Origin of the sequence: Mobilitalea sibirica (assembly GCF_015999265.1) — a bacterium.
Classification (GTDB): Bacteria; Bacillota; Clostridia; order Lachnospirales; family Lachnospiraceae; genus Mobilitalea; species Mobilitalea sibirica.
In genome coordinates, this window is sequence record NZ_JAEAGR010000006.1 from 145,175 (window position 1) to 159,804 (window position 14,630).

The 14,630-nt window shown below is 36.7% G+C and carries 13 protein-coding genes; 12 read left to right on the forward strand and 1 reads right to left on the reverse strand.

What is annotated here, in order from left to right; genetic code table 11:
- Positions 1 to 34: 34 nt before the first annotated feature.
- Positions 35 to 805 carry a 3'-5' exonuclease gene (locus I5677_RS07910; protein ID WP_197661032.1) on the reverse strand — a complete coding sequence of 257 codons (771 nt, stop codon included), beginning with the start codon at positions 803 to 805 and terminating at the stop codon, positions 35 to 37.
- Positions 806 to 1,096: 291 nt separating this feature from the next.
- Here I5677_RS07910 and I5677_RS07915 point away from each other — a divergent pair, with 291 nt between their 5' ends.
- From I5677_RS07915 to I5677_RS07970, 12 genes are all read left to right on the forward strand, one after another.
- Positions 1,097 to 1,306 (forward strand): zinc-ribbon domain-containing protein, encoded by a 210-nt coding sequence (locus I5677_RS07915; protein WP_197661033.1) that lies wholly within the window; start codon positions 1,097 to 1,099, stop codon positions 1,304 to 1,306.
- Positions 1,307 to 1,576: 270 nt separating this feature from the next.
- On the forward strand, positions 1,577 to 2,314 hold the full coding sequence (gene truA, locus I5677_RS07920) for a tRNA pseudouridine(38-40) synthase TruA (protein WP_197661034.1): 738 nt from the start codon (positions 1,577 to 1,579) through the stop codon (positions 2,312 to 2,314).
- Between the two features lie 34 nt (positions 2,315 to 2,348).
- Complete coding sequence (locus I5677_RS07925) at positions 2,349 to 3,530, forward strand: winged helix-turn-helix domain-containing protein (RefSeq protein ID WP_197661035.1); 1,182 nt, start codon at positions 2,349 to 2,351, stop codon at positions 3,528 to 3,530.
- 111 nt (positions 3,531 to 3,641) lie between these two features.
- Positions 3,642 to 4,601, forward strand: a complete 960-nt coding sequence (locus I5677_RS07930; protein WP_197661036.1) for an NAD(P)H-dependent glycerol-3-phosphate dehydrogenase — start codon at positions 3,642 to 3,644, stop codon at positions 4,599 to 4,601.
- A 226-nt stretch (positions 4,602 to 4,827) separates the two neighbouring features.
- Positions 4,828 to 5,592 carry a hypothetical protein gene (locus I5677_RS07935; protein ID WP_197661037.1) on the forward strand — a complete coding sequence of 255 codons (765 nt, stop codon included), beginning with the start codon at positions 4,828 to 4,830 and terminating at the stop codon, positions 5,590 to 5,592.
- A 200-nt stretch (positions 5,593 to 5,792) separates the two neighbouring features.
- Positions 5,793 to 8,171, forward strand: a complete 2,379-nt coding sequence (locus tag I5677_RS07940; RefSeq protein WP_197661038.1) for a DUF3160 domain-containing protein — start codon at positions 5,793 to 5,795, stop codon at positions 8,169 to 8,171.
- 63 nt (positions 8,172 to 8,234) lie between these two features.
- Entirely contained in the window at positions 8,235 to 8,975 is a 741-nt protein-coding gene (locus I5677_RS07945; RefSeq protein ID WP_197661039.1) for an HAD family hydrolase, read from the forward strand.
- Between the two features lie 151 nt (positions 8,976 to 9,126).
- Positions 9,127 to 11,103, forward strand: a complete 1,977-nt coding sequence (locus I5677_RS07950; RefSeq protein ID WP_197661040.1) for a bifunctional metallophosphatase/5'-nucleotidase — start codon at positions 9,127 to 9,129, stop codon at positions 11,101 to 11,103.
- 125 nt (positions 11,104 to 11,228) lie between these two features.
- The gene (locus tag I5677_RS07955) at positions 11,229 to 11,714 is read left to right on the forward strand and encodes a GNAT family N-acetyltransferase (protein WP_197661041.1); all 486 of its coding nucleotides are present in this window, start codon (positions 11,229 to 11,231) and stop codon (positions 11,712 to 11,714) included.
- Positions 11,715 to 11,860: 146 nt separating this feature from the next.
- Complete coding sequence (locus tag I5677_RS07960; protein ID WP_197661042.1) at positions 11,861 to 12,148, forward strand: DUF503 domain-containing protein; 288 nt, start codon at positions 11,861 to 11,863, stop codon at positions 12,146 to 12,148.
- 329 nt (positions 12,149 to 12,477) lie between these two features.
- Positions 12,478 to 12,999: a nitroreductase family protein gene (locus I5677_RS07965; RefSeq protein ID WP_197661043.1), complete on the forward strand. Its 522-nt coding sequence runs from the start codon at positions 12,478 to 12,480 to the stop codon at positions 12,997 to 12,999.
- An 808-nt stretch (positions 13,000 to 13,807) separates the two neighbouring features.
- On the forward strand, positions 13,808 to 14,602 hold the full coding sequence (locus tag I5677_RS07970; protein ID WP_197661044.1) for a polysaccharide deacetylase family protein: 795 nt from the start codon (positions 13,808 to 13,810) through the stop codon (positions 14,600 to 14,602).
- The last annotated feature ends 28 nt before the right edge of the window (positions 14,603 to 14,630 follow it).

The following is a 14,630-nucleotide window of genomic DNA, read 5'->3' on the forward strand; positions in this document are numbered from 1 at the left end:
ATCGATACAACCAATAGTTAATTAATTGATGAATCTATGATTTAGGGGTCTCGGTTCGGATAAATTGTTGTGTTTTACCCATCTGATAAGCTAACTTGATGATCTGTTTTTCTTCCTCTGTCATGTTACGGGCATACATTTTCTCAAATTGTCCGATCAGTTTATCAAAATCAATGACTCGTTTTGGTTGTCTGTGCTTTATACCAACATAAGAAGGGTCGTAAAGCATGGCCTGTATGGAGATAGGATTTAACTTTTTCAGTATTTGTGCAGTATAATAAGCATCATAAAGAGCATTGTGAAACGGAAAGGTAATTCCGATTCCCAATGCTTCAACGCTGTTTTGAAGGCGTAGAAGATTATTTTTTGAGAACCCAAGATAAGTTGATACATATGGCTGGACATTGATATACATCTTAGGTAATAAATTCTGATCCAGATCATAATATTTTGCGTTACGATAAAGTTCTTTCATGTCCGTTCTTCCCCATACACAAAAAACGGCTTCCGAAGGTTCTCCGATAAAATCAAGAAATGCATAGAAAACTTCAGGAAACAGTCCCTCTTTTACCAGCTGTTCTGTGGTTATACCGGTCAGATCCGTAATAAAGGGGCTGACTTTTTTATAAACAGCAGGTTTGATAAAGCGGTTAAAGGTTGCCGTGGCGCGAAAATCCGATGCTAGTTTTATGGCACCAATCTGAATGATCTCAAAGGGGCACTGACTTTTGGCTTTTTTGTCAGAAGGCACAATCTCCGAAGAGGATGCCTGATTAAACTCTAAATCAAATACAATGTATTGCATGGGAACTCCTTATCTATCTGATTCCTTTATTTTATACAAGGAACCGTCTCTTTATTCCCTTTATGGCATAGACCAACATTACAGAAAATGTAAAAATATAGAATTATTTTCGTAATGTGATTGATTCTCGGCAGATACAATGTTATAATCTAGAAATATTCCCTTGATATTAATCTGGATTGATATATTCCATGCAACCTCTTTAATTTAACAAGATACAGATATCTCAAATCTTGCCCTGGGAGTAAAACTTAGGATTTTATAATTCCATCTAATTAAGGAGGTAAAGCTATGGCTGATAAGGTAATAACATGTAAGGACTGTAAGGCAGAATTTGTTTTTACGGAAAGCGAACAGGCATTCTACAAGGAAAAGGGATTTGATAACGAACCACAGAGATGTCCTGATTGCAGAAGAGCGAAAAAACAACAACAGAGGAATAGTAGCGGTGGTGGAAATCACAGAGGCGGACAAAGAAACAATTTTAGTAAGAGAAGATAACCAAATATAAATATCATAGAAGGGGTTGTTTGCAAAATAAATCAGCGGGGGATTTGACTTACCCTACTTATTCATTTTGCAACAACTCTTTTTTCTTTGGAAAAAAATATCTCTTGCGGCATTTAAAGAATAAACATGTGTTTGATGTAATCTGTATTTTCTAAAAAGATGAGGCAAAGGAATTGATACATATGTTCGTGTATGCTATGATAATAATAGCAAATAATGTTAGATATAACGATATCAAAAAATCATAGGATGAGTGAAACAATGTATAACTATAAATTATTAATACAATACGATGGTGGAAGATACAAAGGATGGCAAAGGCTTGGGAACGGTGAAAATACCATTCAGGGTAAAATAGAATATGTGTTATCGGAGCTAATCGGTGAACCAACAGAGATTATCGGTTGCAGTAGAACTGATGCTGGGGTACATGCCTTAACACAGGTCGCAAACTTTAAGACCTCAAAAGAATTCTCGGGTAATGATATCATGAAATATCTAAATCATTATCTTCCTCAGGATATCTCTGTAATTGAGGTAGCTACCGTATCGGAAGACTTTCATGCTAGGTATCATGCGAAAGAGAAAACCTATCTGTATAGAATATGGAACAGGGAATATACTAATCCTTTTATGAGAAAATATAGTATGCATATCGAAGATAAGCTGGATATAACATTGATGGAAGAGGCGGCTTCGTATTTTATCGGGGCCCATGATTTCACTGCTTATACCAATGCAAAAACGAAGAAAAAATCCATGGTTCGAGAGATTTATTCGATTAAGATCCATGAGGAAGAAGGATTTATCAACATCAGAATACGGGGAAACGCATTTCTCTATAATATGGTAAGACGAATGGTTGGAACCTTGATAGAAGTTGGATTAGGTAAATGTGAGCCGAATGAGATACCTAAAATTATCGAGGCAAAACAGCGGAACCAAACAGGCGATATGGCCCAGGCCTGTGGATTATATCTTGAAAATATACAGTATTAGTGGATTTGATTTATATAAAATATGGAGAAAGCTTATGGATTATATAACATTATCGAACAAACAAGCTAGACAGTTTATACTGCTAAAACAGGGTCTCCTTGGTGACTATAAATTTATTGGGAAAGAGGGAGTGCTGGAATTTGTGCGCCAGGCCGGATGCATTCAGTATGATCCCATCGATGTCTGTGGAAAGAATGCAGATTTAGTATTACAATCAAGGGTAAAGGGCTTTAAAAAGGATATGTTATATGAACTACTATACCGGGACAGGCTTCTCATTGATTATTTTGATAAGAACTTAAGCATAATGGAAACAAAGGATTGGCCGTATTTTGAGCGTATCCGAGAAGCTTACAGACGGTCTAGCCGGGGTCAGGAAGAAGTTGGTAAAGTAGCGGATAATATTAAGGCTATCATAAAAGAAAAGGGACCTGTTTGCTCGAAAGATATTGATCTTGATGCAAAAGTAGATTGGTACTGGAGCGAAACAAAGCTTTCCAGAGCTGCTCTGGAAACCCTATATTTTCGAGGTGATTTAATAATACACCATAAAAAAGGAACCATGAAGTATTATGCTTTAGCAGAGGATTTCATACCGAAGGTTTACCTGGAGGCAGAGGAACCCTTCCCTGAGGATATGGAATTTTTTAAGTGGCGGGTACTTCGTAGAATATCTGCAGTGGGCTTACTGTGGAATAAGCCTTCGGATGCATGGCTTGCTATTTGGGATCTAAAAGCAGATTTACGAAAGAAGGTATTTGAAGAGCTTTTAATAGAGGAAAAAATAATGAGTGTTCATGTGGAAGGTTCTAAGGATACATTTTACTGCTTAACTGAGGATAAGAACATTCTTGAACAAGTCCTTTCTCAACCCAAATTAAAAAAGAGAACGGAATTAATAGCACCACTTGATTCCTTCTTATGGGATCGAAAATTGATCAAAGAAATCTTTGGCTTTGAGTACAAGTGGGAGATTTACACCCCTGTCCATCAGAGGAATTACGGCTATTATGTTTTACCAATACTATCAGGCGATCGATTTATTGGAAGAATTGAGGCAGTAGCAGACCGAAAAGAAAATGTTCTTAATGTAAAAAAGATGTGGCTTGAGCAGGATATATCACTGACCAAGGGCATGAAGCAAAATATAGATAGGTGCTTAAGGCGTTTTATGAAGTTTCATGAGTTAGAGGATATAAAATTAGAGGAATTATAAATCAGGATATAAATTCTGATAGAAGGTATAACAATAGATTTTGTATATAATGAAACGATTCAATATGATAGATCCTATATAATTAATAGCTTAAAGTGAGGTATCGAGATTATGAAAGTAACAGTGATCGGCTGTGGCAGATGGGGATCCTTCATCGCCTGGTATTTAGATAAAATCGGACATCAGGTAGTGCTATACGGTAGAGAAAATTCGAAACATATGATTAGGTTACAAGAGAAGCGCTCCAATGGGTTGATAGAAATACCAAAAACTCTTCGGCTTGAAACGGATCTAAAACAGGCAGTTCTTTCAGATGTTATTGGAATCTCGATTAATTCCCAGGGGTTAAGAAATCTAGTACAGGAATTAAGGTCCTATCATCCCAAACACAAGTACTTTGTATTATGTATGAAAGGAATTGAGATATCCTCAGGGAAACGTTTAACCGAAATTATTGAGGAGGGAATCGACAGCTCTAACAAAGTAGCAGTATGGCTGGGACCGGGCCATGTTCAGGAATTTTATAAGGGGATTCCAAACTGTATGGTAATTGATAGCAAGCATGATAAGGCTAAAGAATTATTAGTATTATCTTTTAGCAGTGATTTAATCCGTTTTTATTATGGAGATGATTTAATTGGTAATGAAATAGGAGCTGCTGCGAAAAATGTAATCGGAATTGCCGCCGGAATGCTGGATGGTTTAAACCTGACCTCTCTAAAGGGTGCTTTAATGTCCAGAGGGACAAGAGAAATTGCCAGATTAATAAAAGCTATGGGAGGTAGTGAATTATCCGCCTATGGGCTGTGTCATCTGGGAGATTATGAAGCGACCGTTTTTTCTCAGTTTAGCCACAATAGAAGATATGGTGAAATGTATGTAAAAGGAGAAGAATACAAAGACTTGGCTGAAGGTTACTATACCGTAGAAGCTTTAATTAAATTAGGGAAAGAATATAAGGTTGAGCTTCCCATATGTAATGCTGTGCATCAGGTTTTATACAATGGACAGCAGGCAGACCTTGAATTGGAAAAACTGTTTTTGCGGAGTCTGAAAAAAAGTTTTAAATAATGTTTATGAAAGCCGTAGTATTTCGTCATTCTGAGGGATACATCGGCTTTTTATTCTATATAAATCAATAGATTAGGGAATCATCTTAATAATTTTTTATTCGTGTTGATTATGGGACACAATGAGTGGTAAAATATGGGTAGTAGATCAAACAAAAAATTAGTACTAATACGATGTGGATGCTTTTTGCTAAAGAGTACTCATTGAAAAGGAGTAGTAACGATTAATGATTAATTTATATAACCGGCTTCGGGTTTTGTACAAAAAAGTAATTTTAATAGTACTTATTCTACTCCTAGCTTGTGTATTCATCCGTATAATCATCAATAGCAATTCCCGACCAAGATTTTTTTTATTAGATGAACTAAAGCAGCTCTTAAAGGATAGTGAAAACATAATTGATTATTCTATGGAAGACAAAGTGATATATGGCCTGTTGAGTAAAGACGGTCGATCGGATTATGGAGATAGCTTTGTTGTATTTGAACAAAAAGATAACAAAGTGTGGGAACGGAGCTACGAAAATGATTTTAAGGATCTAAAGCCTTGGAAGATAGAAACAGCAGATATCGATGGTAATAACGATATAGAAATTATGATTGCAGTTAGGAAAACCACGGTACTTGATAAAACCAAAAAAAATAGGATGTTCATCTTTCAATATAGGAACCAAAAACTTATAAAAAAATGGACCGGATCGCAGATTGCAGCCAACTGGCGGGATTTTTATGTGGAGGATCTGGTTTCGGCTCCGGGTAAGGAGCTGATATTTATTGAACGTGTAGCAGAGGGAAGTGAGAGAATACGAATTTATCAATGGTTTGATTTTGGATTTTTCCAATTGGCCGAAAGTGAAATTTATAACGGTATAAAGGAACTCGAGATTATTCGGGATAATGTGCTTAAGATAACGCATATGGTGGGGGAGAAGGAAGAGACAATCCTTTTATCTGCCAAGAAAGGCCAGTTACTTGAATTAAATACACAGTAATACGTTAGTAAGTTTATAGTAGCCGATAAGTTCAAAGGATGTTCATAAAAGGTTATAGAGTAAAGGACTGTAATCATAGTTTATATGGCAGTGTTACTATGTATCATGCATGCTACCGGCCAAGGTTTTAACGGATACGATTGAAGAACGTAAGTGATGAAAAGAGCGTTGATTTATAAATAATATTTGGAGGTGTTTACATGAAGAAGATTTTAGTTGTGATTTTTTGCATTAGTATTTTATTGGTAGGATGTAACAAAGATAGGGACGTGGATACAGAAAACCAAAAACCCACGATAGCAGAAGATGAAACGGATCATAATGAGCAACCGGCGAATGATGAGAAAAAGGATATAAGTGATACTACAAAAGATAGACAGGATCATAATGACGGTACAGATGAGATGAATAACGAGCAGGAAGAAAGTGAACAGATTAAGGAAGAGCCCTATGTAATGCAATTAAATAAGGAATGGGCCGGTAAGGAGCCGATCCTGAGGAAGATGACGGAGCTTATTATACCACCCTATGAAGCTAAGGTTAAGCCATATACAATAGCTAAGGATTTATCTAATATAGAGAACATTGATCAGTTTTCAGGATTTACAAACGAACAGATCAACATGCTGGTAAAGAACGGCTTTGTCGTACTTCCCAGCAGATCAACCCGTATGCATTATGTATATGATACAAATGAGTATAAAGGAGTACCGAATTTTATTACAGCTGATTCTGTACTTCATACCTATCATCAATTTTACAGTAAATCTCTGATTAATATTGAATCTGCTTTTCTATATGAGGATTTAGATCTTTTAACGAAACAGATGCTTGAAAAGTCCGTAATGTTATTAAATGAGTTGGAGGACGAGGATCTGCAAGAGCTACAGAAGAAGAATATCGTATATTTTCTGGTAGCAAGAATGCTCATCATGAACACTTCTGAAATCTCTGCCGAGGTAGAAGCAGAATTATTAAATACAGCGAAAGACGAGTATGCACTGATAGAGAAGGCAGAGGGTTTTGTAAAGTCGCCGCTATATCAGTTCGATTTTGACTACTCACAATTTAAGGTTAGAGGACATTATACCAGAAGTGAAGAATTGGGTAGGTACTTTAAGACTATGATGTGGTTTGGAACAGCACCCCTGCCTCTTATGGATGCTGAGGGTAATATGAATAATGATAATACGTTGCAGGCTCTGCTGGTATCCTTTACAACATTTCTAGATTCAAAGAAAACTTGTGATGCTGAGCTTTGGGCTAATATATACCTGCCAACTGCCCAGTATGTGGGGTTATCCGATGATATTAATGTATTCGTTATGAATGAGCTTCGCAAGGAGGTTTATGGCGGTAGTGAAGACCCTAATATATTCAATGATGCAGAATACGTAGATAAACTTTACGAGGCAGTGAAAGCATTACCGGACCCAAAGATTGCCGCGGATCTAAAATCCTTGGATACTCCGACCGAGAAGCAGTTTCGGTATATGGGCCAACGCTATATCCTTGACAGTTATGTAATGCAAACCTTAATTGATTCGATTTTGAGACCGATACCCTCTGCCCTGGACACTATGGGGGTAATGGGAAGTGATGTGGCAAAAGATCTAATATTCAATCATTATAAGCCGCAGGATAACTGGCCGGAATACGAGGAAAGATTTAATGAACTGAAAAATGAAATCTCAGGATATACCTTGGAAACCTGGGGAAATAACTTATATAACGGATGGTTATGGTCAATTGACGAGACATTAACTGAGTATGGTAAAACCTCCGGTATGCCGTATTTTATGACTACGGATGCCTGGAAGTATAAGTCATTGAATGCTGCCCTGGGAAGCTATACAGAACTTAAACATGATACTGTTCTTTACGGGAAACAATCTGTTGCTGAGATGGGTGGATCAATTGAATATGCAGATTATCACTATGTAGAACCGAATGTTCCGCTTTATAGTAAGCTATTATACCTGACCGATTATACGATTAAGGTACTGGAAGATCGGGGTATGATGTCTGACGCAATGAAAAACGGTGCTATGGAGTATAAGGAACTGCTGGAACTTTTAATAACCTGTTCCATTAAGGAGTTAAGGAATGAGACCTTAACCGAAGAGGAATATAGGAGTTTATTATGGTATGGTGGCATTATAGAAGGGATATCACTTAATTTTCTTAATGGTATTACGAGCGACTATGGGGCTTTGGATCTGACGGATATGCTGGTTACGGATATATCCACTTTCCCGGGAGCATATTTATCTTTAGGAACCGGGTACTTTGATGAGATATACGTTGTAATACCGGTGGAGGATAAGTTATATCTATCCAGAGGAGCGGTTTATTCCCACTATGAATTTGTTAGTTCAACGCGCCTGACAGATGAGGAGTGGTGGGAACTGCAAGGGATTAGAATTAACCGGGAGGAATACGGAGATTATCCTGAGTTTATTGAGCCTTCCGAGGCGCTTCCAAAGCAACCGTTTTGGGTAGAGAATTTTAAAGCAGATACAAATGAGGTTGAAATAACAGAGCTGGAAGTTAACTGGGATAATTTAAGTGAGGAGTGATGTTTTTATAACGAGACTTCTTAAGGCTTATTAATAAAATTTTTAACGAAGGAGTAAGATTACTTGAAGGATTGGAATGAACGGAATGACGCTAATATAAAATATATCTTTTTTGACTGCATGGAAACCCTGGTAGATATGGTGGAGTTACCGACTTCCAGGGATTATGCGTATTGGACCTATGAGGGTTCGGGTGTGGAACAATACTGGCTTGATAAGGAAGAATATTGGCTGCAATATAAAAAAGCTCAAGAGGAGTTACTAGCCTGTTATGATGTAAATGAAGATTATGAAATATGTCATAGGATACGGCTGACCGTTGAAAATAATACTCGGATTGACAGAGAGAGGAAGGATATTGTTGCGCAGAAGCTTTACCGAAACTACTGGAACAACTACCGGGCGAAGTGCTATGTCAATCCGGATAAAAAGCAGGCTCTCAAGGAGTTATCACAAGAATATCAATTAGCTGTTGTATCAAACTTTAAAGTAAAAGAAGGGATACAAGAGCTTTTAGAGTCACATGACATTAGGGAGTTCTTTGATTTTGTTATAGTGTCTGTTGATTGCGGCTGGAGAAAACCGGATAAACGAATCTATGAGGAGGCAATGAAGCTGGCAGGATGTAATGAAGAGGAGATTCTTTTTGTGGGCGATGATTATGAAAATGATTACGTGATACCTCGAAAGCTTGGTATGAAGGCCGTTTATTATGATGTGGGAGAAAAATATCGGGATTGTGATACCTTCAGTAATTTTCTGTCTCTAAAAGAAAGAATAAAGACCTTAGGGATTGGCAACTAAATAAAATCTTGCTATAGTAATTGGTAGGAGAAGGTTGCTTTTTAAATCTTTCGGGATTAGGACAATAGTGCACCTTGTTTGGGGTGCACTATTGATAGTTTTATCATAAAGGGATGAAGTTGTAAGTTTATCATAAGAAAGGATAAAGCCCATGAAAAGACAATTAAAATACACAATGTTTTTATTGCTAATATTTTGTATCTTAGTACAAGGTATTTACATATCGAAAACGTTAGCAGCAGGAACGGACCAAACCATAACCATATTATTTACCCACGATTTGCATAGTAATTTTCTGCCGATCAAATATGAACAGAACGGAGAGATCATAAAGGTCGGAGGATTTGCAAGACTTCAAACTGCAATTAAGAAACAAAAGGAACTAGATCCGGAAGCACTTCTTTTAGACGGCGGAGATTATTCCATGGGAACACCGTTTCAGACCATATTCCAACATACATCTCCCGAACTTCGACTGATGGGCAGAATGGGTTATGATGTTGTAACCATAGGAAACCATGAATTTGATTACCGGGCAGAGGGGCTGGCAGACAGCCTTAACACAGCAAAAGACAGTGGAGAACCATTACCGCAGATGGTTTTATCCAATGCAGTATTTCCTCTTAATAAGGAAGGTGATATGACCTCGTCTTTAGCCTATCTAAAGAATGCGATGGATCACTATGGGATAAAGGATTACACCCTATTAGAGCGTAAAGGTATAAAAATCGGAATTTTTGGATTAATGGGTGAGGAAGCGGCCTCCATGGCACCTATGTCCGAGGTCGAGTTTGGTGATGCTGTAGAAAATGCAAAAAGGGTGGTCAAGATACTAAAAGAGCAGGAAAAAGCAGATTTAATTATCTGTCTTTCTCATTCCGGTACAAATCAGGATAAATCGAAATCTGAAGATGAGATATTAGCTAAGAAAGTTCCGGAAATCGATGTAATCCTTAGTGGACACACCCATCACAAATACAGCGAGCCTCTCATAATTGGGAATACAATCATAGGTTCAGCAGAAGAATACGGAAAGAATTTAGGTGTTATCAAACTTTCATCTAATCAAAAGGATAATTGGGATCTTAAAAGTTATGAACTCATTCCAATTCATGAGGGCCTTGCAGAGGATGAAGAAGTTACGGCCTTAGTGGATGAATATAAAAGAAACGCAGAAGATAATTATTTTAATGTGTTTAATCTGAACTTTGATGATGTGATTGCAAGAGCTCCATTTAGCTTTCCAACGCAAAAATATATTGAAGATCATCATCAGGAAGCTACTTTGGGTAATCTAATCAGTGATTCTTATGTCTATGCCGTGAAGAGAGCGGAGGGCGAGAATTATATTCCGATTGATGCGGCAATTGTGCCGGTGGGGACAATACGCTCCTCTTTTATTCAAGGTGATATTACAACGGTAGATGCCTTTAATATCAGTTCTCTTGGTATCGGTGCAGATAAGATGTCCGGTTATCCATTAATTTCAGTCTATCTGACCGGCAAGGAACTAAAAGCGGTATGTGAGGTAGACGCATCAGTTACTCCTTTGATGGATGAGGCACAGTTATTTATCTCAGGTATGCAATATACCTTTAACCCCAATCGTTTGATTTTTAATAAAGTGACGAACAGCACCCTTATAAGATCAGAGGGAGATCCTTGGGAGAAGGGACAGCAGTGGATCGAAGAGATTGAAGATGATAAGCTTTACCGTATTGTGGCCGGCTTATATTCAGCACAGATGCTCTCTGTTGTTGGTGAGAAATCCTTTGGTCTACTAAAAATTGAACCAAAAACAAAGGATGGGGAACCTGTTAATGATTATGAAGCTCAAATTATCTATGATACATCCGGCGACGTAAAAAGCGAAGTTAAGGAATGGTATGCCATTGTATCCTATCTGCAATCCTTTCCTAAGGAAGGCGGAATACCTGTAATACCTGAATATTATTATGAACTACAGGGAAGAAAGAAGGTAGAGGGCAGTAGAAATATAATTGCGCTGCTGTCGAAACCGAATTGGATTGCATGGATGGTATATGGGATTATTCTTATTTTGGCAGCAATTATAATAACAATTGTGGTTTGGCTGGTTCGTAGAAGTAAAAGACGAAGAAGAAAATGACATTAATTAAGAAATGACATGAAAAAAAGAACTTAGCAGAAACAAAACACAAATGTATAGATTTTGAGTCGAGGAAATCATAGATGATCCGGAGAATTCTATGCATGAAGGAAGGATAATTACAAATGGAGATATCAATTAGGGAATACAAAGAAGAAGACATCTCTCAAATGATGGATATTTGGAATACGGTAGTAACGGAGGCAAATGCATTTCCTCAAGTGGATAAACTTACAAGGGAAGAAGCAAAAATATTCTTTCAGGAACAAACCTATACCGGAGTGGCAGCCATGGGGAATGAAATACTGGGGTTATATATACTTCATCCGAATAATATAGGTCGTTGCGGTCATATTGCCAATGCCTCATATGCGGTGAAAACCGAAAAGAGGGGGTTAAAAGTCGGGGAGAAGCTGGTAAGAGACAGCCTATATAAGGGTAAGGAGTTAGGGTTTTTACTTATGCAGTTTAATGCGGTAGTAAGCACCAACAAGTCAGCAATCCATTTGTATGAGAAAATAGGATTTGTCAGGCTGGGTATTATTCCTGAGGGATTCCTGCTGGGAGATGGAACTTATACGGATATTATTCTTTATTATATAAAATTATAATAATGTGTTAAAAGTATCGATTTGGCTTATAAGTATGGATTCTAAAATAAATTTAAATTAAAAAAACAGACTATCTTTGAAAGAATAAATTCTGTATCAATGAAATATATTACATTCCATAAGGAAAAATGGGAATAGAGGTACGTATGGTTATAGGTGCTGTAAAAATAAAGATTCATACACCATGGGTTCATTCTTTAAAGGAAAAACGCATGGTCGTGAAAAGTATCTGTTCCAAGGTACAAAATAAGTTTAACGTATCAATTGCTGAAATAGAGGAGCAGGATATTCATCAAATAATTGTTCTGGGCTTTGCCTGTGTCAGTGGGGCGGTAACCCATGCAGATAGTACGGTTGATCATATACTGAATTTTATTGAAGGGAATACAGAAGGGGAAATAATTAACATTGAAAGAGAACTTATTCAAGACTGACCTATGAGTAATATTAAGTGCATAACCAACTGATCATGTAATCATAAAATATTCTAAGGTATTTGAGATAGTATGAAAAAAGGAAGAACTTTTTGTTTATAATAGGTTGGGATTTTATATATCTTTTTATTTATTATATTTCGTCTGAGCGATTACCTTCAATTTGCTTTGGGTTTTTTTAAGTTTTTGCTCATTGTGGTACCGATGTTGTTGGGGGAGTTTGTTAAAGATAAAATACGTGGAAAAATGATATAGAGCTACAGATTTTTGATAAAAAACAAATATAGGAAGACTGTAAACATCATACATATTTTTAAGGAGGATGGATAATGACATTTCTTGACTTGGCAAAAAAACGATATTCTGTTCGGAAATATATGGACAAGGAAATTGAAAAAGAGAAGATTATGGATATACTGGAAGCCGGTAGATATGCACCTTCCGCGGTTAACTTTCAACCCTTGCATTTTATCGTGATTACGGATTCTGAGATAAAAAAGAAAATATATGAAACCTATCCACGGCCCTGGTTTCAGACAGCACCGGTAATTATTATAGCTTGTGGAGATCATTCAAAATCATGGAAACGCAAGGATAACAAAGATCATTGTGATATTGACGTAGCAATTGCCATTGACCATATGACACTGGCGGCTACGGATCTTGGTCTTGGAACCTGCTGGATTTGTGCCTTTGATGCAAAACTATGCCATGAATTACTTGATTTACCGGAACATTTAGAGGTTGTAGCACTGCTTCCTTTGGGATATCCGGAGGAAGAGGAGCATAACAAAGAAAAAGTGAGGCAGTCCTTAGAGGATATTGTTAGCTGGGAAGTATATCAATCATAAACGTATTTATCAACCACAGAGTACTTAGTTTGTATACTCTGTGGTTATTTGTAATGAAAGGAAAAAACAATGAATCGTAGTAATAGAATCAGAAATACTTTTAGCATTTTTTTAACTGCTGGTCTTTTGTTAATGATGATTTTTACAGGATATACTTTGAATCTGTTGTCTAGGTCATCATCTGCCATAGTAAGAATATAGATACAACAGATTTTGTTCCTAGGTGTTATGTTTAAGACAATAAAAATCAGAAATAATTATAAGGTGCCTATCGAATTGAAAAAATGTGGAATAAGGGAGAAAAATGTAGACAAGTATAAATTGACAATATATGTTAATCAGGATAAAATTGATTTACTCTTAACAATTAATATATAAGGAGGATAAATAATATGGGCGACACCAATCCAAAGAAAGCTCCAAAGAAAAAAACAAATACAAAAGCCTCTGCTCAGACAACTGCTTCCGTAGGCGGATCAGGTAAAAAAAATCAGAAATAAAACAGTAATACGATAAAGTAAAAATCAATCAGGCTAAAAAGTGAAATAAGTCTTGAATCCTTAAATGTGGATATTAGTCTCATTACGAACGAAAGGCATAAGTACTGCTATAAATTGGACATGGCCCATAGAATAGGAAATAAATATCCTATTTATTCTATGAGTTAGGCGGTTTATAGCAGTTACTTTTTTATGAAATAAAGGGCACTATGGTATTGCACATAAGAGGTATCAGTAGTAGAATAAACTTAATTTAAGATCATCTTAATATTGTATATGAGAGGATGAAAAAAACGAAGGAGAATTTTATGAGCATAGAATTTTTATACCAAAATGGAACGACGAAAGCACTCACCTTCAGTTATGATGACGGTCAGATTTATGATAGAAGATTAGTAGAAATCTTTAACAAATTTAAGGTGAAGGGAACCTTCCATATAAACTCAGGGAAGGTAGGTGATTCCAATTTTATTGGAAAAGACGAGGTGAAGACATTATTTCAGGGACATGAAGTTGCATGTCATGGAGTGGAACATAAATATTTAACTCATCTGCCAAAGGAAATGATGATTAAGGAGATATGGGATGATCGTAGAAGTCTTGAAAGTATGACCGGACAAATCATAACCGGTATGTCCTATGCCTTTGGTGAATACGGTGATGAGATTGTGAATACATTGAGTTGCTTAGGTTTTAAGTATTCAAGAACCGTGAATGCTACAAATAACTTTACCATTCCCAGTGATTTTATGAGATGGAATCCAACGTGTCACCATAATGATAATATTATGGAGAAAGCAAAAAGATTCCTTAATATGCCGGGATATATGAAGCTGCCTTTATTCTATATCTGGGGACACAGCTTTGAATTTGAAAGAGAAAATAACTGGGAAGTGATAGAACAATTTTGTGAAGAGATCTCTTTCAAAGAGGATATCTGGTATACAACGAATATTGATTATCGTAATTATGTGACCGCCATGAGAGAATTGGTATTTAATGTGGATCATACATGTGTTTATAATCCCACCGGTTGTACAATTTGGATTAAGTCACAAAATGCAGTGAAAGAAATCTTACCCGGGGCTACAGTATCGTTATGATGTAATGACCATTTCAATTAACGGTATA

What these genes read in the sequence shown, in the direction of transcription:
- I5677_RS07910 (WP_197661032.1), bottom strand. Translation starts at nt 805, where the DNA reads ATGCAATACATTGTATTTGATTTAGAGTTTAATCAGGCATCCTCTTCG.
- I5677_RS07915 (WP_197661033.1), top strand. Translation starts at nt 1,097, where the DNA reads ATGGCTGATAAGGTAATAACATGTAAGGACTGTAAGGCAGAATTTGTT.
- truA (WP_197661034.1), top strand. Translation starts at nt 1,577, where the DNA reads ATGTATAACTATAAATTATTAATACAATACGATGGTGGAAGATACAAA.
- I5677_RS07925 (WP_197661035.1), top strand. Translation starts at nt 2,349, where the DNA reads ATGGATTATATAACATTATCGAACAAACAAGCTAGACAGTTTATACTG.
- I5677_RS07930 (WP_197661036.1), top strand. Translation starts at nt 3,642, where the DNA reads ATGAAAGTAACAGTGATCGGCTGTGGCAGATGGGGATCCTTCATCGCC.
- I5677_RS07935 (WP_197661037.1), top strand. Translation starts at nt 4,828, where the DNA reads ATGATTAATTTATATAACCGGCTTCGGGTTTTGTACAAAAAAGTAATT.
- I5677_RS07940 (WP_197661038.1), top strand. Translation starts at nt 5,793, where the DNA reads ATGAAGAAGATTTTAGTTGTGATTTTTTGCATTAGTATTTTATTGGTA.
- I5677_RS07950 (WP_197661040.1), top strand. Translation starts at nt 9,127, where the DNA reads ATGAAAAGACAATTAAAATACACAATGTTTTTATTGCTAATATTTTGT.
- I5677_RS07955 (WP_197661041.1), top strand. Translation starts at nt 11,229, where the DNA reads ATGGAGATATCAATTAGGGAATACAAAGAAGAAGACATCTCTCAAATG.
- I5677_RS07960 (WP_197661042.1), top strand. Translation starts at nt 11,861, where the DNA reads ATGGTTATAGGTGCTGTAAAAATAAAGATTCATACACCATGGGTTCAT.
- I5677_RS07965 (WP_197661043.1), top strand. Translation starts at nt 12,478, where the DNA reads ATGACATTTCTTGACTTGGCAAAAAAACGATATTCTGTTCGGAAATAT.
- I5677_RS07970 (WP_197661044.1), top strand. Translation starts at nt 13,808, where the DNA reads ATGAGCATAGAATTTTTATACCAAAATGGAACGACGAAAGCACTCACC.